The 18709-nt window shown below is 65.8% G+C and carries 19 protein-coding genes and 1 riboswitch; of the genes, 7 read left to right on the top strand and 12 right to left on the bottom strand.

Going from position 1 to position 18709, the window contains the following annotated elements; translation table 11 throughout:
- Window positions 1-54: 54 nt before the first annotated feature.
- From RMR04_RS22340 to RMR04_RS22330, 3 genes are read right to left on the bottom strand one after another with little or no spacing between them, the layout of a single operon-like run.
- Window positions 55-2226 carry a Mu transposase C-terminal domain-containing protein gene (locus RMR04_RS22340; RefSeq protein ID WP_311910619.1) on the bottom strand — a complete coding sequence of 724 codons (2172 nt, stop codon included), beginning with the start codon at window positions 2224-2226 and terminating at the stop codon, window positions 55-57.
- Window positions 2223-3104 carry a ParB/RepB/Spo0J family partition protein gene (locus tag RMR04_RS22335; RefSeq protein ID WP_311910617.1) on the bottom strand — a complete coding sequence of 294 codons (882 nt, stop codon included), beginning with the start codon at window positions 3102-3104 and terminating at the stop codon, window positions 2223-2225. Before RMR04_RS22335 ends, RMR04_RS22340 begins: the two co-directional genes overlap by 4 nt.
- Window positions 3104-3352 (bottom strand): helix-turn-helix domain-containing protein, encoded by a 249-nt coding sequence (locus tag RMR04_RS22330; protein ID WP_311910615.1) that lies wholly within the window; start codon window positions 3350-3352, stop codon window positions 3104-3106. The genes RMR04_RS22335 and RMR04_RS22330 overlap by 1 nt, the downstream gene beginning before the upstream one ends.
- 118 nt (window positions 3353-3470) lie before the next feature.
- Here RMR04_RS22330 and RMR04_RS22325 point away from each other — a divergent pair, with 118 nt between their 5' ends.
- Both RMR04_RS22325 and RMR04_RS22320 read left to right on the top strand, forming a co-directional pair.
- A complete protein-coding gene (locus RMR04_RS22325; RefSeq protein WP_311910613.1) occupies window positions 3471-4157 on the top strand; it encodes a S24 family peptidase in 687 nt (228 codons plus the stop codon).
- The gene (locus tag RMR04_RS22320; RefSeq protein WP_311910611.1) at window positions 4154-4504 is read left to right on the top strand and encodes a hypothetical protein; all 351 of its coding nucleotides are present in this window, start codon (window positions 4154-4156) and stop codon (window positions 4502-4504) included. The genes RMR04_RS22325 and RMR04_RS22320 overlap by 4 nt, the downstream gene beginning before the upstream one ends.
- Window positions 4505-4536: 32 nt before the next feature.
- On the opposite strand, the gene RMR04_RS22315 is transcribed toward RMR04_RS22320, so the two are convergent.
- From RMR04_RS22315 to RMR04_RS22305, 3 genes are all read right to left on the bottom strand, one after another.
- The gene (locus RMR04_RS22315; protein ID WP_311910609.1) at window positions 4537-4845 is read right to left on the bottom strand and encodes a hypothetical protein; all 309 of its coding nucleotides are present in this window, start codon (window positions 4843-4845) and stop codon (window positions 4537-4539) included.
- Window positions 4846-5345: 500 nt separating this feature from the next.
- Window positions 5346-5741 (bottom strand): hypothetical protein, encoded by a 396-nt coding sequence (locus RMR04_RS22310; RefSeq protein ID WP_311910607.1) that lies wholly within the window; start codon window positions 5739-5741, stop codon window positions 5346-5348.
- A 310-nt stretch (window positions 5742-6051) separates the two neighbouring features.
- Window positions 6052-7344: a cell wall hydrolase gene (locus RMR04_RS22305; protein WP_311910605.1), complete on the bottom strand. Its 1293-nt coding sequence runs from the start codon at window positions 7342-7344 to the stop codon at window positions 6052-6054.
- A gap of 246 nt (window positions 7345-7590) precedes the next feature.
- Here RMR04_RS22305 and RMR04_RS22300 point away from each other — a divergent pair, with 246 nt between their 5' ends.
- Window positions 7591-8841 carry an MFS transporter gene (locus tag RMR04_RS22300; RefSeq protein ID WP_311910604.1) on the top strand — a complete coding sequence of 417 codons (1251 nt, stop codon included), beginning with the start codon at window positions 7591-7593 and terminating at the stop codon, window positions 8839-8841.
- Window positions 8842-9139: 298 nt separating this feature from the next.
- Window positions 9140-10126: an acrylyl-CoA reductase (NADPH) gene (locus RMR04_RS22295; RefSeq protein ID WP_311910603.1), complete on the top strand. Its 987-nt coding sequence runs from the start codon at window positions 9140-9142 to the stop codon at window positions 10124-10126.
- Window positions 10127-10431: 305 nt separating this feature from the next.
- Here RMR04_RS22295 and RMR04_RS22290 read toward each other — a convergent pair whose 3' ends face one another.
- The 5 genes from RMR04_RS22290 to RMR04_RS22270 form a co-directional block, all read right to left on the bottom strand.
- On the bottom strand, window positions 10432-11106 hold the full coding sequence (locus RMR04_RS22290) for a DJ-1/PfpI family protein (RefSeq protein ID WP_311910601.1): 675 nt from the start codon (window positions 11104-11106) through the stop codon (window positions 10432-10434).
- A 21-nt stretch (window positions 11107-11127) separates the two neighbouring features.
- Window positions 11128-11208, bottom strand: a riboswitch (ZMP/ZTP riboswitch).
- A gap of 58 nt (window positions 11209-11266) precedes the next feature.
- Window positions 11267-11551 (bottom strand): helix-turn-helix domain-containing protein, encoded by a 285-nt coding sequence (locus tag RMR04_RS22285; RefSeq protein WP_311910599.1) that lies wholly within the window; start codon window positions 11549-11551, stop codon window positions 11267-11269.
- A gap of 39 nt (window positions 11552-11590) precedes the next feature.
- Window positions 11591-11815 carry a type II toxin-antitoxin system RelE/ParE family toxin gene (locus tag RMR04_RS22280; protein WP_311910598.1) on the bottom strand — a complete coding sequence of 75 codons (225 nt, stop codon included), beginning with the start codon at window positions 11813-11815 and terminating at the stop codon, window positions 11591-11593.
- A gap of 80 nt (window positions 11816-11895) precedes the next feature.
- Window positions 11896-12801 carry a LysR family transcriptional regulator gene (locus RMR04_RS22275; RefSeq protein WP_311910597.1) on the bottom strand — a complete coding sequence of 302 codons (906 nt, stop codon included), beginning with the start codon at window positions 12799-12801 and terminating at the stop codon, window positions 11896-11898.
- Window positions 12802-12885: 84 nt separating this feature from the next.
- Entirely contained in the window at window positions 12886-13863 is a 978-nt protein-coding gene (locus RMR04_RS22270; RefSeq protein WP_311910596.1) for an L-threonylcarbamoyladenylate synthase, read from the bottom strand.
- Window positions 13864-14039: 176 nt separating this feature from the next.
- Between RMR04_RS22270 and RMR04_RS22265 the strand changes: the two genes are divergently transcribed.
- Window positions 14040-15815: an acyl-CoA dehydrogenase family protein gene (locus RMR04_RS22265; protein ID WP_311910595.1), complete on the top strand. Its 1776-nt coding sequence runs from the start codon at window positions 14040-14042 to the stop codon at window positions 15813-15815.
- A gap of 197 nt (window positions 15816-16012) precedes the next feature.
- On the opposite strand, the gene RMR04_RS22260 is transcribed toward RMR04_RS22265, so the two are convergent.
- Complete coding sequence (locus RMR04_RS22260) at window positions 16013-16810, bottom strand: class I SAM-dependent methyltransferase (RefSeq protein WP_311910594.1); 798 nt, start codon at window positions 16808-16810, stop codon at window positions 16013-16015.
- Window positions 16811-16893: 83 nt separating this feature from the next.
- Here RMR04_RS22260 and RMR04_RS22255 point away from each other — a divergent pair, with 83 nt between their 5' ends.
- Together RMR04_RS22255 and RMR04_RS22250 are read left to right on the top strand one after the other, a co-directional pair.
- Entirely contained in the window at window positions 16894-17751 is an 858-nt protein-coding gene (locus RMR04_RS22255) for an SDR family NAD(P)-dependent oxidoreductase (protein WP_311910593.1), read from the top strand.
- 12 nt (window positions 17752-17763) lie between these two features.
- Window positions 17764-18624 (top strand): SDR family oxidoreductase, encoded by an 861-nt coding sequence (locus RMR04_RS22250; protein WP_311910592.1) that lies wholly within the window; start codon window positions 17764-17766, stop codon window positions 18622-18624.
- Window positions 18625-18709 lie beyond the last annotated feature (85 nt).

Here is an 18709-nt window from a genome sequence, read left to right as displayed (position 1 = left end):
CCCTCGATCAGATCAACTGAGCCCCGGTTCGCCGGAGCTTCTTTTGGGCAGGCGCTAACGCGACGCCGCCTCTCCAAATTCGGTGTGGAAGTCCCGTTCCGAGCGGTATTCACCGCTCGTCTGGTAGGAGCCGAGCCAGAGCGCCTGTTCGGTCGCGACAGGCTCTCCGGCAGCGATGGCGGCCTCAATCGCCATGGCCTTGCGGAAGCGCTGGCGCGGTGTCTCCGACTGGCGCAGTGCCGTGACCTTGCCGTCCGAACGGGCGGCGATGGCCGGCGCTTCCAGCAACTCGCGGTGGACCTTGGCGGCGGCGTCAGAGAGCGGCGCTGCAATCGGTGCATCACCCCGGCGCATGGCCGCGATCTCCAGTCCGGCATCCAGCGCGGGCGTGGTGTGGATCTCGGAGCGCTGTGGGAAAGCGACGAGGTTGCTGGACTTCTCGGCGGCCAGCGCCAGCCGGTGTTCCAGCACGGTGCTCTTCGTCACCCGCTTCTTCGCCATGGCCTTCACATCGACCATGCTCTCGTCGATGAGCCGCTTCTGCGCGGCCTTCGTCTCTGCGATCAGCTCGGCAGGATCGATATTGGCCAGTCGGGCATTGCGGCCCCTGGCCCGGAAGGTTTCGCCTGTTTCGTCGAAGAGCCAGACGGTTCCGGCGTCGGCCGGGTCCATCCGCACGAAGACGGTCTCTCCAGGCAGGATGCCTGGCGCCAGGTAGTGGAAGCCGGCGACGCGCACGCCCTCCTTGCCGTAGCGGCGCAGGCCGTGGGCATCGGGCGCCTGCATCAGCAGCGTGGCGAGCGCGTCTGCATCGACGGTGCGGATCGTGCGTGTCGAGGACGCCGCGCGAGCGAAGGGCGTCATCCTGCCGATGCCGCCATGTTCGTGATGGGCGTAAATGTCGGCGGCCCAGTGATCGCAGATCGCCTGCAGCTCCTCGCCCGTCATCGAGACGGAGAAGGCAGCGGCCTCGTCCTGGCCGAGACGCTGGGCGAAGGCCTTGCGTCCCTCGATCTTCTTGCGATGCGCGACGCTGTGCCCGACGAAGCCGGGCAGCATGCGCGAGCAATCGGTCTGGAAGGTGCGGATGTTGCGCTCGACGACGCCCTTCTGCCATGGCGCGAAGGCATCCGACCGGATTGCCTCGATCTGGAGCTTCGCGAACAGGCGCACCGTGGCGCGGGCGACGAAGTCCGAGCCGTTGTCGGTTTTCACCGCGTCAGGCACGCCCCAGGCAAGGATCGCCTTGCGCATCAGGAGCTGAACCGCTTCCGAACGGGGCGTCTTCGAGACGAAGAGCGAGATGCGGCGCGACCAGATGTCTATGCAGACATAGATCGAATGCCGACCATCGACACAGAGCGCATCGACTGGCGAGGCGTCGATCTGCCAGAGCGCATTGAGATGCGGCGCCATATGGGCATAGGAGCCCGAGACCCGCATCTTCGAGCGGAACCCGTCCGGGTCCATCATCTGCAGCAGGCCGGCGCTGAATTCCTGCTTCCAGGCCTGAAATTTCATCTCAAAGGCGCGCAGGCCGGGCAAAGATAGCCCGATCGCGGCAAGGCGCGCGCCGAACTCCTGCTGAAGCGTCTCGTGGAGCTGTCGCGCTGTATAAAGATCATTGAAGGAGTGCACCGCGATGGCGAAATGCTTGATCTCGCCGTCGAAAGCGGCGTCGAGCACGCCCTGGCCGCGCCGGGCTGCCCCCTTGTCGATCGCCAGGCGCTCGGTCTCGCCGTCCTTGGCGGCGGCGAACCAGCGCAGCACAGTACGGGGCGCTAGCCGGGGCAACAGCGCCCGCGCCCAGGTCGGTACGTCGATGCGGTCGAGGTTGTAGAGGTCGACGAAATGGCCGATGGCCAGCGTCTGCTTCATGTCGGCTGAGCGCAGGAAGGCCTTGAGCGCGCCGAGAACGGCAAGGCGCGCATCGAGCTGCAGCGTGGCGGCGCGCGCGGTGCCAGGCGGCGGCTCCGGTGCCGCCTGGAGCGCCTCTCCGGCCGGTGGCTGAGGTGCATCAGCGCCGAGATAGGCCATGCGCGCCGCTACCGGCAGCAAGTTGATGTGATACTCCAGCCCGCCGCCGCGACCGGCGCGCGGCCGGCACCAGGCCGAGAAGCGCGCCCAATCCTCGCGCTCGGCCATGGCGACGACGTTCTGGCGTGTCGCCGGCATGCCGGGCAATGCGAGTTCGGCGATTTCGGAGGAGGTCAGCCAGAGCTTCACGCGTTGGAGCCCTTCTTGACCTTGGCGGGCTTGGGAGCTGGCGTGAGCGCCGCGATGCGCCCCCCGACCATGCCGTAGAGCGCCTGCAGCTCGGAGAGCGACATGCGGAACACGATCGGCTCCATCTTCATCAGCGGCGTCTCGACTGCACGAACAACGCCGCCGGCTGGAACCATGCCGGCGCTGACGCGAGCCTTGGCGAAATTGGCTGCTCGGCCCTCCGCAATCTCGCGTGCGACCTTGACCTGGTCGGACGGTTCGAGCGCGGCGAGTGCCTGCAGCTGCGACTGGTTGCGGGCGATATCCTTGCCCCGGATCAGCGCGACCGCGTCGGGAGAAAGGGAATTAGCAAGCTGACACGCGAGGCGGATCGTGCGGGGAGCGAGGCCAGTCTGTTTGGCTGCGTCTTTGGCGAAGGATAGAAAAGTGGCCAAGTTTGCCACTTTTCCTTTTTCGGTCTTCGGCTTCTTCGCCTTGCCGTGCCCGGCCTCGGGGTTGAGCGCCTCGTAGACGCGTTTGCGTTCTGCCAGGAAGTAAGCCCGATCGAGTGGGTTCAGCTCCTCGCGGGCAAGGTTCTCATCAATCTCGATCAGGCGCGCCTCGTCGTCGGTGCATTCCACCAGAACGGCCGCAATCTGCTCCCAACCGAGAATGGCTGCGCCGGCGCAGCGGCGACCACCTGCTATCAGCTTGAGGCCATTGCCGGTGGGGTGCACCCGCACCACGATGGGAGCGATCTGGCCGGTCTCGCTCATGGACGCGGCGGTCAGCTGCGCATTCTCAGATGTGACCGGACGCAGCCGATCACTAGTGTCGATTACGGCCAGGTCAGCCAAGAACATCGGCGAGCCGGCCGTCACAGCGGCGAGAAGATCCATCAGGCAGCCCTCGGATTGCTGATCAGGCCGCTGCGCTCGCCGTTGGCGTCGTAGAATTCCGGCCAGATGGCCTGACGTGGCATGCTCAGCGCCTCAGAAATGAGGTCGTGAACCTTGGGGTAAGGGCGCTCCAGGCCGCCATAAACGGTGAACCGGCTCATCTGCGCCTTGGAGGCCAGTTCGGCCGCAGTGGTTCCACGCTCGCGGAGCGCGAAAAGGATCTGCTGTTTGGTCCAATTGCTCGCCATAGGTGTCCCGTCTCGCCACGCCGAATTTGCCGTGTTAACCACACTTGTGGGTGACGCTTGTGGGCAGAACATCAGATGTGGTTGATCATGTCAACTCAGATCTGATGTATCGCGAGTTTTGGAGTTAATTCTGAGCGAGGAAGCAGCAGATCTGGCGCGACGACTCGACGACACCATCGAGCGGGCAGGCGGGCGACCAACAATCGCAAAGCGTACCGGCATCCCGGTCACGTCGCTCGATCGCTATTGCCGTCAGCAGTCAGAACCGCCGGCCACTCGAATTGGATTGATTGCCCAGGCATGCGGTGTGACTACCGATTACCTCATTCTTGGGGCTGCAAATCGGCCACTTGTGATGGAGCAGTCTATTGCCCACCCAGATCTGGATGATGATGTCGTCATGATTCCGCTGCTGGATGTGGTCGCCAGCGCTGGAAGTGGAATTGAGAATGGCCGCCCGTACGAAATCAGGAGGCTGCCGTTTCCGCGTCCCTTGCTTCAGCGGTACCGGCTCAGGGAGCAGTACGCCCGCTTTCTGGAGCTGCGCGGCGATAGCATGCTCCCAACTTTCCGGGATGGATCTATCGGACTGATTGACGTGAGCTATACCCGCGCCAGTGATGAAGGCGTCTATATTCTGATCGTCGGTAACGATGTCCGCGCCAAGCGCGTGCGTCTGGGCTGGAATGGGGCGATTCAGCTGATTTCGGACAATCCGGTCTATCCGGATGAGCAACTCGCCCCGCCCGATGCGGAGGCGCTGAGGGTTGCAGGAAAACTCGTTTGGGCAGGGGGTGAGATATGAAAAAGGCAGGTGGAATTATTGCACTGGTCGCCGGCATCTTTGCTGTAATCGCGGCATTTGCGACGCTCTTGATCGGCGGCCTCGGTTCAGCCGTCGAAGCAAAGGACGCGAAGACGGTCATCATGCTCGGCTGGGGCGGGGTCGGCTTTTCGTTCCTGACCATAGTGCTCGGAGCGGTGTGCATGGGCGCGTCTTCGCGGATCCCTGGCGTCCTGCTGATCATATGCGCCTTGGCCGGGGCGGTGCTTGGAGGAACGTTTGTCGCCATCTTCATGGCGCTCGCGTTCATCGGCGGTATCCTGGCTCTGTTCGGCAAGCGGCCGGCCGCAATTCCGCAAGCGGCTTGAAAAGGCGGCGGCCTGGGGCCGCCGCCTGCTGTCTACGCCACTTTCTCCCACTCGTCGGCCTCATAGGGCTCCATGAGGTCGATCTCGGCTGGCACCTTGCCGTGGCGGGCTAGGATGACGGCGTCGGCCCAATCGCCCGTGGTCGGATCGCCCGTGCGTGAGAAGGCGACGACGCCAGCCCTGATGTCCCTGTAGCGCTCGAACAGCCGCAACGCGTGGTCATGCCCCGTCGCCGGCTTGGGCTCCTCGGCAATCAGGCCTTTTGCATTCGCAACATAGGTTTGGACCACGAAGTAGGTCACCTGACCGGCTTCAGGCTGCTTTCTGGCGCGCTTACTCATGCCGACACTCTCCTGTTGCCCCGGTCTCTGGCGCCAGGGCTGACTATAGGAAAGCTTGAAAACTAGAACAGAACAAGAACATTGTGAGCCTTATGCCATGGCATGAGGATACTGGGGATATGCGTCAGCTGCTGACACGTGGCGTCGAGCCGAGGGCCTATGGGCCGGTTCGGGCTGTGCGCGTCAGGTGCGCGTCATGACCACATTCCGAACTGTCGATGAGGCGATCGTCGCCGGCCTATCGAGCCTGCAGGTACGTTGCGAGCCTTGCCGGGTGATGAAGCAGATCCCTTGGCGTCTGCTGCCTGGTCTGCTGGGAAGCGATCGCATCGCCGAGCTGCACCTGCGGCTGAGATGCGAGCGCTGCGGCACGCGACCGTCGTCCGAGAATGTCAGCGTCGCGGTGCCACTGAAGACACCATCTGGCGCTTATCCTAGGCGATGATCCAATGTAGCGCGAACAATCAGATGTCAGCAGGTCTTGTTTTGCGATCGGCCGATCATTCGTCGCCGCGATGGTTCATCGCGAGCCCATGTAGCCGACGAGCGATGCCGTCATTGCTCCCTGCTGCGTCGATCATCGTGGCAAAGACCGCATGGATAATGTCCTTCTTCGACGCATCAGGATGAGCCTTGCGGACTGCCTTCAGGAGGTCTTCAGGATCGCTGTAGTGATGGGCCAGCCTCAAGACCGTGCCCTCCAAGGATTCTGTCGACATTGGACCGGCTCGCGTCTGATGCGTTATGCGGATTATATCACCGGAGCGAGCAGCCTCGAAGGCCGAGAATCCTAGGATATCCGAGGCGATGATCGAGCCGTTGAAGTGGAATTGAAGGGTCATTTGTCGTGACAGTTGGCCGCGCGGCCGATCGATGGGTATTTTGGCCGAACGCATTGAAATTGCGTCGCTTTTCCTAACTGTCATGCAAACGCGCGTCACTCAGGAAAATCGTGACAGTTCCGGCGAGCGCTGTGACGGGATTTCAAGCACTTAGCGCGTATGCATTATTATGCATCTCATGCATTCGGCCTTTTGGCCTGCAGATCGAGCGAAAGATCAAATGGCAATGGATTGGCGCGCCGTGCCTTTTGGCCTCCTGCTACGCCCTTGAGATCACGCCACTTTCCGGCTGATCCCGCTTAATCCCGGTTAATCCCGCCTAAGCCCTGCCATTGCCATGTGATGCTTCGTTTCACAGCAGCCCTCAAGTCTGCCCAGGCCGCAGCTGATAAAAAACGTGCTGGCCGATCGTGTCCATCTTCTTCAGCTTCTTCGCCCAATAGGGCCGCACATAGTTGGCGTGATAATGCGTGGAGCCGCCGACCTCTGGCAGATAGGTCGTGCCTTCATAGACCTCGCGGGCGATGCGGACCGCGTCGTGCCAGGGCGCGGGCTCGGTGATGCGCAGCGATTTGCCCTCGCAGGCGAAGGTGAATTGGCAGGCGAGGTAGCGGCTGGCGTTCTGGTAGACCACGCCGCAGACATTGTCGGGGTAGAGCCCGCTCTTGACCCGGTTGAGCACGACCTGCGCCACGGCGGCGCGGCCCTCATTCGATTCCGAGCGCGCCTCGAAATAGACCGCCTCCGCCAGGCAGCGCTGCTGGCGCGCCGTCTCGCCCGGAGCGATCAGGCCGGCATAGCTTATCTGCGGGCCGGGATCGCCCTTGCCGATGGTGCTGGTCGCGTTCGGTGCCTTGGCGACGAGATTGGGTCGCGTCAGCGCCGCAGGCGGCGCGGGTGAGACCGGCGTGGCGAGCGTCGCGACATTGTAATGCACGGATGGCGTCGAGGAACTGCTGGCGGCGCGCCCGGACACGGATGGCGTCGAGCCGTCGATGCTTTCCAGATGCAATTCGGCCTGGCGCGGCGAGGTGATCAGGCGGTGCTGCGAGCTCGGTGAGGCGTCCGCCATCGCCGGGTCGGTCAGCCCTTCCTCATTCGCCGACGGCTCGAAACCGATCTGCGGCCCGTCGACGGCTTCCGCCGCGCGCTGGGCGTCGAGCGAGAAGCCGCCCGAGATCAGGCGGGGCTGGGTGTCGCCGAAGACGACGCGTTCAAGCTCGCCCGCCGGCAGCACTGAGAGGCCTGGCCGCAGGCCGGGCAGCGGATCGCCCTTGGCGGTGCGGTCGACCTCCGGGAAGCCCGAGACCGAATGTTTCATGTCGTCGCGGGGCTGGCGCGGATCGATCGCGACGAGCCGTTCGGGGTCGTCGAAGGAGAGATGCGCCTGCCGGATCGCCGAGGACAGGGCAACGCCGGGCAGCCGGAAGGCGCTGCCCGCGACCAGCATCGAGGGGCCTTCCTCAAGCGCCGAATCGAAAGCGGGCGCGGCGCGCTGGATCGCTGAATAGGGCAGCGAGTCGGGGCCGTAATTCTGGCCGGCCGAGGCGGTGAAGGAGACCAGAACGCCAGCCGAAAGCGCCCATGGCGCCACCGTGGCCAAGGCCCATTTCACCCCGAGCGAACCGATCCGCCTCGTACGCCTGCGCAAACGCACCTGACCTGCTACTCCACATGACCCGGACAACAGCGCGCATTCGCGCCACGCCGTTATCACCCCGGTAGGGTTGAGCAGCGGTTAATGAGACCCGCAATGGTTCGGCTTTTGCTGGTTCGCCCATGATCTTGCCGGCTCGCTTATGTAGGCCTGTGATGCGCAACGCCACGAAAAGGCGTTGTTGCGCCGCGCGGATCGGGGCTAGCGTGCAGCCACACATCATCGATCCCCGCCCGGAGACCGACTATGAGCGCTGAGCCTGCCACGAGCGAAAAGTCCACGCGCAGCTACGCTCCGGAGGTCATCGTCGCCGCCGGCTGCCTGATCGCCATGATCACCTTCGGCCCGCGCGCCAGCGCAGGGCTGTTCCAGATCCCGATGACGCTGGAATTCGGCTGGGGCCGCGACACCTTCAGTATCGCAATCGCGATCCAGAACCTGCTCTGGGGCCTGGGCGCGCCCTTCGCGGGCGCGGTCGCAGACCGTTTCGGCACGGTGCGCGTGCTCTGCTTCGGCGCCGTGCTCTATGCGGCGGGCCTTGTCGTGATGGCCTATGCCGCCACGCCGCTGACCCTGCATCTGGGCGCCGGCGTGCTGATCGGTTTTGGCCTCTCGGCCTGTTCCTTCAACCTCGTGCTCGCCGCCTTCGGCAAGCTCCTGCCCGAATCCTGGCGGCCGATGGCCTTTGGCGCCGGCACGGCGGCGGGCTCCTTCGGCCAGTTCCTGTTCCCGCCGATCGGCAACATCCTGATCGAGCAGATCGGCTGGCATCAGGCGCTCGTCGTCTTCGCCGGCTCGGTTTTGCTGGTGATGCCCTTCGCCTTCATGCTGGCGACGCGCAAGGACGGCGTGATCCAGCCCAGCGCGACCGCGAACCTGCCGGGACAGTCGATCAAGCAGGCGCTGACGGAGGCCTTCAAGCACCGCTCCTATGTCCTGCTCGTGCTCGGCTTCTTCACCTGCGGTTTCCAGCTCGCCTTCATCACCGCCCATATGCCGGCCTATCTCAAGGATGTCGGCATGGCGGCCTGGGTCGGCGGCTGGACGCTGGCCGTGATCGGGCTCGCCAATGCGGTCGGCTCGCTCTGCTCGGGCTGGCTTTCGACGCGTATGCCCAAGCGCCATCTGCTGGCCTGGATCTATCTCGGCCGTTCGGTCGCGATCGCCGCCTTCATCCTGCTGCCGCCGAGTCCCGCGACAGCGCTGGCTTTTGGCGCCGTCATCGGCCTGTTCTGGCTCTCCACCATCCCGCCGACCTCCTCGCTGGTGATGCTGATGTTCGGCACGAAATACATGGCGATGCTCTATGGCTTCGCCTTCTTCTCGCATCAGGTCGGCGGCTTCCTCGGCGTGCTGCTCGGCGGGGTGCTCTACGAGGCGACCGGCTCCTACCAGATCGTCTGGTGGCTCTCGATCGCACTCGGCATCGCCTCGGCCCTGATCAACCTGCCGATCATCGAAAAGGCCGTCGAGCGGCCGCTGGCGCAGCCGGCGTGACGCCGCAGAGTTCGCTCGGAACCTCAGCCGTCATTCCGGGGCGCCGCGCAGCGGCGAGCCCGGAACCCAGAACCGCAGGTGGTTACGACATAAGCGCGGCCGATGACGGTGCTCGATTCCCTGTTGCATCGGTTCTGGGTTCCGGGTTCGGCCCTGCGGGCCGCCCCGGAAAGACGCGGCGGCGATCGTAATGACACGGCCTTCCAACGCAGTCTGACGAAAGGCGCACGTCGTGCGGGCTTGCCCCATGCGGCGCGGCGCGTATCTCCTGCACAAAACCTTCAGGAGGAGACGCCGCATGACCACGTTCAAGGCCCTTGTCGCGACCAAGGGCGAGACTGGCCCCAACCTCGCCTTCAGCGATTTCGCCGAGAGCGATCTGATGGAGGGCGATGTCACCGTCCGCGTCACGCATTCGACGGTGAACTACAAGGACGGCCTCGCCATCACTGGCAAGGCCCCGGTGGTGCGGCGCTGGCCGATGATCCCCGGCATCGACTTTTCCGGCCGGGTCGAGACCTCCGACCACCCCGATTTCAAGCCGGGCGACCTCGTCATCCTGAATGGCTGGGGCACGGGTGAGACGCATCTGGGCGCCTACGCCCAGAAGAGCCGCGTCAAGGGCGATTGGCTGGTGCCGCTCCCGGCCGGCATGAACCCGGGTGAGGCGATGGCGATCGGCACCGCCGGCTACACCGCGATGCTCTGTGTGCTGGCGCTGGAGAAGCATGGCCTCAAGCCGGCTGACGGTCCGGTCGTGGTGACGGGTGCCGCCGGTGGCGTCGGCTCGGTCGCGATCGCGCTGCTTGCCAAGGCCGGCTGGCATGTCATCGCCTCGACTGGCAGGCCCGAGGAGGCGGACTATCTGAAGAGCCTGGGCGCGGCCGAGATCATCGACCGCAACGAATTATCGGTCGCAGGCCGCCCGCTCGGCAAGGAGCGCTGGATCGCCGGTGTCGACGCGGTCGGCTCGCACACGCTCGCTAATCTGCTGTCGATGACCAGATATGGCGGCGCCATCGCCGCCTGCGGACTGGCGCAGGGCATGGACCTGCCGACATCCGTCATGCCCTTCATCCTGCGCGGCGTCGCTTTGTTCGGCGTCGATTCGGTGATGTGCCCGAAACCGCGCCGGCTCGAGGCTTGGGCAAGGCTCGCGACCGATCTCGATCGCGACGCGCTGGCGAAGATCACCACCACAATCCCGCTGGAGAGCGTGATCGAGACCGGCAAGGCGATCATCGAGGGCAAGGTGCGCGGGCGGGTCGTCGTCGAGGTGGGGTGATACCGACGGCCTTTGACGCTGATTTATGGCTGAGGCTCCGCCGTCATTCCGGGGCGGTCCGCAGGGCCGAGCCCGGAACCCAGAGCCGATGCCGCTGCTTGAGAAGGCACTGGAAGCCTGTTCGCTTCACGAGGATGCGCATCGGTTCTGGGTTCCGGGCTCACGCCTTCGGCGTGCCCCGGAATGACGGCAGAGAGTAACGCCGTCGCTCAGCGCTGAAGGCGGTCAGTCTGATCGCTTCTGGGTGTCGATAGCATTGCCCAAGCGAGAAACCGGCACCCGATTTTTCCTGGCAAGGCTCTGGTTCAGGCCAGGGTGGCAGCCACTCGCCGCGCGATCTGTTCCCGGTCGCTCAGCCACTTCGCCGCGTCCTGCGTCACAGCAGCGACCAACTCGGGCGGAGCGCTTGCCGGCGAGCCGCCGGGGAAGGGTGGCTGCGGGTCGTATTCCATCTGGAGCTGGACCTTGCGGGCGCGCTCCTCCCCGAAGACATCGGCCATCAGGCTGAGCGCGAAATCGATGCCTGAGGTCACGCCCGCGCCGGTGACGCGGTTGCGGTCGCGAACGACGCGCTCCGCCACCGGCTCGACGCCGAACAAACCGAGCTGCGGCAGCGAGAGCCAATGGCATGTGGCGCGGTAGCCCTTGAGCAGGCCAGCCGCCCCCAGGACCAGCGAGCCGGTGCAGACGGAAGTGACATAGCGCGCCGACGAAGCCTGCCGGCGCAGGAAGGCGAGCGTCTCCTCATCCTCCATCAGCGCGGCCTGGCCGGGGCCGCCGGGCACGAACAGGATGTCGGCTTGCGGGCAGGCCGCGAAGGTCGTGCTCGGCAGCATCGTCAGGCCGCCGCCGTCCCTGACCGGCTCCGCCGTCTTCCAGACCAGATGCAGTTCGAGCTCGCGGAAGCGGGCGAAGACTTCGAAGGGGCCGGTCAGGTCGAGCTGGGTCAGGCGGGGATAAAGCAGCATCACGACATGCATGGGGGCGTCTCCGGAACGGGGTGAGAGAGCCCAGGCGCGCGGCAGCGAGGCTCGCGCTCCCCGGTGGTGATCCACCTTGCAGCGCCAGTTGCGCGAGCTTGGAGATGGTGCCCTGGATTCGGCCCGACGGCCAGTACGATTATCGCCGTGGCTTCGGCGATCAAACCAGCTTGAACTCGACCCGCTTGCCGAGAACGGCGGCGGCCTTGCGCAAGGTCTCGATCGTGACGTTGCCGTCCTTGGGGTTGAGCAGCTTGTCGACCTGCGTCCGGCTCGTGTGCATCAATTCGGCCATCCGCGTCTTCGATAGGTTCTGAGCCCTCATCGCTTCGGTAAGCTGCCAGGAGATGGCCTCCTTCTCCGCGATCGCCTTGAACGCGTCATAGACGCCCTCTTCCTTGAGAAATTCGTCCAGGGACGATCCTTCGAACCATGGCTTCGTCATGGGCCAATCTCCCTTGCTCTCGTCCTTGCCAATTCAAGATCAGCCGATCGGCAGGCTCGAACGGAACTCCCAGAGCCCCGCTCCAAGCGAACGGCACAACGGCATGCCGATGGGCCAGCCGGTTTGCACACGCATCAAATCGAGACCGATCGCCCGGCGGTCATCCGTGTCGAGGTCCCGAAGCCAATCGCGAACGGGCTCGTTTCCCATTTGCGTGCGGTAGAAGACAACCGGAACAGGAGGCAATTCCGCAGCGCCGACCATCCATCACCACATCATTGGTATGTACGTGATAAAGTGCCATCTTTCAAGGCTGGCTTGAAGCGGTCTTCCGTCGGACGGCATTACCCCATCCCCTCGATCAGCCCGCGCTTCTTCGCCAGTTCGTTGCCGCAGAAATCCATGAAGGCGCGCACCCTTGGCGCGTGCCGGATATCGGGATGGGTCAGGATCCACAGGCCGGTCGAAAATTCCGGGTCGGGCGGCATCAAGCGGATCAGGCCCGGCCGCTGATCGGCGATGAAGCAGGGCAGGGGGCCGATGCCGAAGCCCTGCTCGACCGCTTCGGTCATGCCCAGCACGGCCGAGCTCTTCAAGGCGATCCGCTCGGGCGCGACGCGCTCGCGGACATAGCGGGCGGCCTTCACATAGCCGAGCTGGTCGCCAAGCGCGACCCAATCGCGCTGGAAGAGCGCTTTCGGATCGGCCTGCTCGGCCGGCGTCAGCCCGTCTCCGGCGCGGCCATAGATCGCCCAGTTCAGGGTCGCGAGCCGGCGCCCGACCAGGGTCTCGCCCGGCGAGTCATTGGCGCGGATCGCGACATCGGCGTCGCGCTTCGACAGGTTCAGCGTCTGGTTGCCGATGACGATGTCGAGGCGGATCAAGGGATGCGCCAGGCGGAAGGCGGCGAAGATCGGCAGCAGGACATTGAGATAGAGCGTGTCGGTCGTGGTCACGCGCACTTCGCCCGACGGCGCGACATCGCGCCCCGCCAGGCGCAGGCCGAAGGCGGTGACGTCCTCGTCCATGCGGTTGGCAAGCGCCGACATTTCGGTGCCGGCGACGGTCGCGACATAGCCGGTCTTGCGGCGTTCGAACAAAGGCAGGCCGAGCTGCTCTTCGATCTGGCCGAGGCGGCGGAAGACCGTGGAATGATTGACGCCGAGCGCGTTGGCCGCGCCCGTCAGCCCGTCATGGTCGGTGATCGCCTTGATCAGGCGGAAATCGTCCCAGGCGAGATTGGAATTCATTGTGTTCCTGCCCCATCGGAACAGGAACCCAAGCCGATATCTTGCAGCATTGCAAGATGATGCTTGCTCGAAAACGCCGTCGCGTCAGCGCGGCGCGGCGGCTCTCCGCAGTCGGTCGTTGATCGCCTCGCCCAGCCCATGCAACGGGATCGCCGCGATGGCGATGGTCGCTGGCGCGGCCATGTCGAGCTGGCGCAGATAGCCGAAGAGGTTCGCTGCGGCCTCCATGAGATCGCCCGCCGGGCTGAGATTGAGCTGGAGCGTCGCCGGCGACAGCGTGGCTGGCTCGGGCCCGAAGCCGAGCCAGGCCTCGCCATCGCGCGGCCCTTCCGCGTCGAGCCTGACGCCGGCGGCGGGAGCATAATGCGAGGCCAGCAGACCCGGCGAGATCGGTGCGGCTCCGGATTCGCCGGCAAGCACGAGCGAGCGCCCGATCACGCCCTCGATCGCGGCGCTCGGCACGCCGCCGGGGCGCAGCAGGCGCGGCGCACCATCGAGGCAGGCGACGATGGTCGATTCGACGCCGACCTTGGTCGGGCCGCCGTCGAGCACCGCATCGATGCGCCCATCGAGATCGGCCAGCACATGCGCGGCGCTGGTGGCGCTGACCCGGCCGGAGCGGTTGGCAGAGGGGGCAGCGATCGGCCGCCCCGCCGCTTGCAGGATCGCCCGCGCGACCGGGTGCGACGGCACGCGCAGCGCCAGCGTCGCAAGCCCCGCCCGCGCCAGCTCGCTGACGCTGCAGCCGCTCGAGACCGGCACCACCAGCGTCAGCGGGCCCGGCCAGAAGGCGCGCGCCAGCGCCAAGGCATTGGCGTCGAACAGGCCCTGCCGCTGGGCGGCAGCGAGATCGGGCAGATGCGCGATCAGCGGGTTGAAGCTCGGCCGTTCCTTGGCGGCGTAGATGCCGGCGACCGCTGCGCCCGAGGTCGCGTCCGCCGCCAGCCCGTAGACCGTCTCCGTCGGCAGCGCCACGAGCTTGCCGGCGCACAGCAATGCGGCGGCAGAGGCGATGCCGGCCTCGCTGTCGTCCAGCCGCTGCGTGACGCGTTGATCGGGCACGATTGACCTCAGATGGTTTAGATATAAACTATATTCGCAGCAGGCTGCAGACGCGAACGCATGACGAAGGTCGCGCGTGGCGTCGGGGATAGTTCCTCGCTAACATCGCGGCAACGTCAAAAGCAGATCCGCATCCGCCGATCAGGCAGGATATGCGGGCTTCCAGGGAGAATTTCATGAGCTACCGCGCCCCGGTCGAGGACATCATCGCCACCTTGCGCCATGTCGCCGGCCTCGACGGGCTGATCGCGGAGGGGCTCGCGCCGGAGCTCGACGGCGGCCTCACCGATGCCGTGCTGGAAGAGGCGGCGAAATTCGCCGGAGACGTGATCGCCCCGCTCAACCGCATCGGCGACAGCCATGGCTCGACCCTGAAGGACGGCGTCGTCACCACGCCGCCGGGCTGGAAGGAAGCCTACAAGGCCTGGGCGGAAGCCGGCTGGAACGCACTTCCGGGTCCGGAGACCTATGGCGGCCAGGCCCTGCCGACGCTGCTGCAATCGGCCTGCACCGAGATGTGGAACTCGGCCTCGCTCGCCTTCGCGCTCGGGCCGCTGCTGACGATCGGCGCGATCGAGGCCGTTCACGCCCATGGCTCCGACCATCTCAAGCAGACCTATCTGGCAAAACTCGTCTCGGGCGAGTGGATGGGCACGATGAACCTGACCGAGCCGCAGGCGGGCTCCGATCTGAATGCGCTGCGCTCCAAGGCCGAGCGCGCCGGCGACGGCACCTACCGCATCACCGGCCAGAAGATCTTCATCACCTATGGCGAGCATGGGATGACGGAGAACATCATCCATCTCGTCCTCGCGCGCCTGCCCGATGCCCCTCCCGGCACGCGTGGCATCTCGCTCTTCCTGGTGCCGAAATATCTCGTCAATGCCGATGGAACGCTCGGCGCCCATAACGACCTGCGCTGCTCCGGCATCGAGCACAAGCTCGGCATCCACGCCTCGCCGACCTGCTCCATGGCCTATGGCGACAAGGATGGCGCGGTCGGCTGGCTGATCGGCGAGGAGAATCGCGGCCTCGCCTGCATGTTCACGATGATGAACAATGCCCGCCTCAATGTCGCGCTGCAGGGCGTCGCCATTGCCGAGCGCGCCTATCAGCAGGCGCTCGCCTTCGCCGGGGAGCGCCGCCAGGGTGCGGCGCTCGACGCACCCAAGGGCTCCGGCATGAGTCCGATCATCGTGCATCCCGATGTCCGCCGCATGCTCATGGACATGCGCTCCAAGACGCAAGCCGCCCGCGCCATCTCCTATATGGTCGCCGCAGCGCTCGACCGCAGCCATCGCGAGACCGACGAGGCCAGGCGCAAGGCTGCCAGCGAGCGCGCCGCGATCCTCACCCCCGTCGCCAAGGCCTATGCCACCGATATCGGCATCGATGTCGCCTCGACCGGCGTGCAGATCCATGGCGGCATGGGCTTCATCGAGGAGACCGGCGCCGCCCAGCATCTGCGCGATGCCCGCATCTGCACGATCTATGAGGGCACCAACGGCATCCAGGCGATCGACCTCGTGCTGCGCAAGCTGCCGCTCTCCGGCGGCAAGGCGGTCAAGGCGCTGATCGGCGAGATGCGCGGTGTGGTCGGCGAGGTCGAGGGCGCCAACACGCCGGGCTTTGGCCACAGCGCAGCCCGGCTGAAGGCCGCTGTCGATTCCCTGGAGCGCGCCACCGACTGGATGCTGGCGACGATGGGCGCCAAGCCGGGCGAGGTGCTCGCCGGTGCGACGCCCTATCTCAAGCTCTTCGCCTTGGCGCAGGGCGGCACCGGCCTCGCCAGGAAGGCGCTCGCCATGCGCTCCGAGGAGAACGGCGCGGCGGCTGTCGCCACGGCCCGCTTCTTCGCCGAGCATGTCGTCACCGAAGCCCCGGCGCTGGAATTGGCGGTGACGGAAGGCGCCGGCGCGGTAGAGGACGCCGACGCAGTCTTCGCGGCGTGAGTTTGAACCTGTCCCGCTGTCATTCCGGGGCGCCGCCCTCGGGTCCGATCTTCGATCGGCCCAAGGATAAACTCCGCGGCGAGCCCGGAACCCAGAAGCGCAGGCCGCGCAAGAGAGGCGCGGGGAACCCTCTCCCGAGCAGGACGGATTTTGGGGCGCTCTTCTGTGGAGCGCCCCGGACTGACGATGGCGTCCGCTCAGCCGGAACTCACTGGCTTGCGCACCCGCATATGCAGGAACAGCGGCGCGACGCGCGTATCCGCGAGATAGGGTTCCGCTTTGGCGGTCGCCTCGTCCACGGTCGGCTCGTGCATATGCTCGACGGCGAAGCCTGCCGCGATGATGAGATTGACCCATTCGCTCAACGTGCGGTGGAAGCGCGGCACCTTGAACGGCTCGACCTTGGCCTTCTCATGCTCGGGCGCGGCCCCGAAGCGCCAGGTCTCGATCTCGCCGTCGGTGGCGCGAAAATACTCGCGAACCTCGATCCCCAGCACGGTCTTGTGCTCGTCGCGCAGAACCTTGCGGGAGGGCATGGCGAAGCACGGATGCAGGATCGAGAATTGCAGGAAGCCGCCGGGCTTGAGCACGCGGGCGGCCTCGGCCAGGACACGGTCCTGACGCGGCATGTCCATCAGCGACATGAAGGCCGTCGTGAAATCGAAGCTGGCATCTGCGAAGGGCAGTTCCATGCCGTCGGCGAGGCGGTAGGTGATGCCGAGCGGCCTTGCAGCCTCGGCCTCCTGCGCATGGCGGATGAAGCTGGGCGCGATATCGATGCCGGTCATCGCGGCGCCGGCTTCAGCGAGCTTGCGGGTATTGAAGCCTTCGCCGCAGCCGATATCGAGGCCCGCAAGTCCGATGACGGAGGGCAGGTTGGCCATAAAGGCCGGCGTGTTCAGGGCGTCGCGGTACAAATCGTAGCCGGCGCGCGCATGGCGCGTCCAGGTTTCGGCATTGGCCTCCCAGCAGGCGGCAACCTCGCTTGCATCCATGGCTCGCCTCGCTCGTTTTCGGGGGAGGGCTGCTCTAGTGCATCAAGCTGGACCCCGCCAGCGCAAAAGCGGGTTGTCTCGCAATGAATCAGGATAGCGCGACTCAACCGCTCGCAGGCCGCATCTGCCTCGTCGCAGGCGCCTCGCGCGGGCTTGGGCGCGGTATCGCCAGGGCGCTGGGCGAAGCCGGCGCGACCGTCATCGTCACCGGGCGTTCGAGCGAGGCCGGCCCGCGCACCGACCAGCGCCAGGAGACCTTCGAGGATGCGGCGCGTGAGGTCGAGGCCGCCGGCGGCAGGGGCCATCCCTATCGCTGCGACCACACGCAGGAGCGCGAGGTCGATACGCTGGTCTCCTGGGCCTTGCGCCGCTTCGGTCGGCTCGACTGCGTGGTCGATGCCGTCTGGGGCGGCAATGAGGGCTATGATGGCGAGCGCTATCCCGATGGCTCGCAATTCGGCGCGCCGTTCTGGCGCCGGCCGGTGGCAAGGCTCGGCCAGAATTTCGAGAGCGGCGTCTATGCGCAATTGCTGCTGGCGCGGGCGGTCGCGCCCGCCATGGTGCAGATGCGCAAAGGCATGATCGTCACGGTCAGCTTCGACACGGCCGGCGGCTATCTCGGCGATGTTTTCTACGATCTCGCCAAGACGGCGATGAACCGCCTGACTTTGGCGATGGGCCACGAGCTCAAGCCTTTTGGCGTCACGGCGCTGGGCCTGTCTCCCGGCCATGTCCTGACCGAGCGCGTCACCGATGCCGGCATGGCGGAGGAGACGACCGAGAGCCCGCTCTATGCCGGCCGCGCGGTCGCGGCGCTGGCAGTCGATCCCGATGTCGCCCGCCATGCCGGCCAGGTGCTGCATGTCGCCGATCTCGCCCGCGCCTATGGCTTCACCGATCGGGACGGCACGCAGCCGGACCGCTTCACCATTCCAGCCTGAGGGAGGTCAGTCATGTCGCTCAAGAACAAGACGCTGTTCATCACCGGCGGCTCGCGCGGCATCGGGCTCGCCATCGCGCTCAAGGCCGCGCGCGACGGTGCCAATGTCACCATCGCCGCCAAGACGGCCGAGCCGCATCCCAAGCTCGCGGGCACGATCTATACCGCCGCCGCCGAGATCGAGGCGGCCGGCGGGCAATGCCTGCCGCTGATGGTTGATGTCCGCGATGAGGCGAGCGTGGCCGATGCCATCGCCAGGACGGCGGAGCGCTTCGGCGGCATCGATATCGTCGTGAACAATGCCAGCGCGATCTCGCTGACGAACACTCAGATGACCGACATGAAGCGCTTCGATCTGATGCAGCAGATCAACACGCGCGGCACCTTTATGGTCTCGAAATACGCGATTCCCCATCTGGAGAAGGCGGAGAACCCGCATATCCTGATGCTCTCGCCGCCGCTCGACCTGGCGATGCGCTGGTTTGCGCCGCATCTGGCCTATTCGATCGCCAAATACGGCATGAGCCTGTGCGTGCTCGGCCTCGCCGGCGAGCTCGCGCCGAAGGGCATCGCCGTCAACGCGCTCTGGCCGCGCACGACGATCGCGACCGCGGCGGTGCAGAACCTGCTCGGCGGCGACAAGATGGTGCAGGCGAGCCGCACGCCGGAAATCCTCGCCGACGCCGCCCATCTGATCTTCGGCAAGCCGGCGCGCGAATTCTCGGGCCAGTTCCTGATCGATGACAGCTTCCTGGCAGCTGAGGGCGTCACCGACTTCATGCCCTATCGCGTCGACCCTTCCGTGCCCTTGATGCCGGACTTCTTCGTGCCGGCCGCGAGCCGGCCGCCCGAGGGCGTCAAGGGCGGGATGTGAGGCGGGATCTGAGGGGACGCGCGCAGCTGTCATCGGTTTGACATCATGGAGCGCTTGGGGTTCTTGCGGCGCAGCAAAGGGCTTG

Source organism: Bosea sp. 685 (assembly GCF_031884435.1).
GTDB lineage: Bacteria > Pseudomonadota > Alphaproteobacteria > Rhizobiales > Beijerinckiaceae > Allobosea.
The sequence above is the reverse complement of the archived record's forward strand: the minus strand, read 5'-3'. Positions and strand labels throughout refer to the sequence as shown.

Coding starts and splice junctions, on each gene's coding strand:
- RMR04_RS22335 (WP_311910617.1), bottom strand. CDS start 3,104: ATGGATCTTCTCGCCGCTGTGACGGCCGGCTCGCCGATGTTCTTGGCT.
- RMR04_RS22330 (WP_311910615.1), bottom strand. CDS start 3,352: ATGGCGAGCAATTGGACCAAACAGCAGATCCTTTTCGCGCTCCGCGAG.
- RMR04_RS22320 (WP_311910611.1), top strand. CDS start 4,154: ATGAAAAAGGCAGGTGGAATTATTGCACTGGTCGCCGGCATCTTTGCT.
- RMR04_RS22315 (WP_311910609.1), bottom strand. CDS start 4,845: ATGAGTAAGCGCGCCAGAAAGCAGCCTGAAGCCGGTCAGGTGACCTAC.
- RMR04_RS22310 (WP_311910607.1), bottom strand. CDS start 5,741: ATGCGTTCGGCCAAAATACCCATCGATCGGCCGCGCGGCCAACTGTCA.
- RMR04_RS22300 (WP_311910604.1), top strand. CDS start 7,591: ATGAGCGCTGAGCCTGCCACGAGCGAAAAGTCCACGCGCAGCTACGCT.
- RMR04_RS22295 (WP_311910603.1), top strand. CDS start 9,140: ATGACCACGTTCAAGGCCCTTGTCGCGACCAAGGGCGAGACTGGCCCC.
- RMR04_RS22290 (WP_311910601.1), bottom strand. CDS start 11,106: ATGCATGTCGTGATGCTGCTTTATCCCCGCCTGACCCAGCTCGACCTG.
- RMR04_RS22285 (WP_311910599.1), bottom strand. CDS start 11,551: ATGACGAAGCCATGGTTCGAAGGATCGTCCCTGGACGAATTTCTCAAG.
- RMR04_RS22280 (WP_311910598.1), bottom strand. CDS start 11,815: ATGGTCGGCGCTGCGGAATTGCCTCCTGTTCCGGTTGTCTTCTACCGC.
- RMR04_RS22275 (WP_311910597.1), bottom strand. CDS start 12,801: ATGAATTCCAATCTCGCCTGGGACGATTTCCGCCTGATCAAGGCGATC.
- RMR04_RS22265 (WP_311910595.1), top strand. CDS start 14,040: ATGAGCTACCGCGCCCCGGTCGAGGACATCATCGCCACCTTGCGCCAT.
- RMR04_RS22260 (WP_311910594.1), bottom strand. CDS start 16,810: ATGGATGCAAGCGAGGTTGCCGCCTGCTGGGAGGCCAATGCCGAAACC.
- RMR04_RS22255 (WP_311910593.1), top strand. CDS start 16,894: ATGAATCAGGATAGCGCGACTCAACCGCTCGCAGGCCGCATCTGCCTC.
- RMR04_RS22250 (WP_311910592.1), top strand. CDS start 17,764: ATGTCGCTCAAGAACAAGACGCTGTTCATCACCGGCGGCTCGCGCGGC.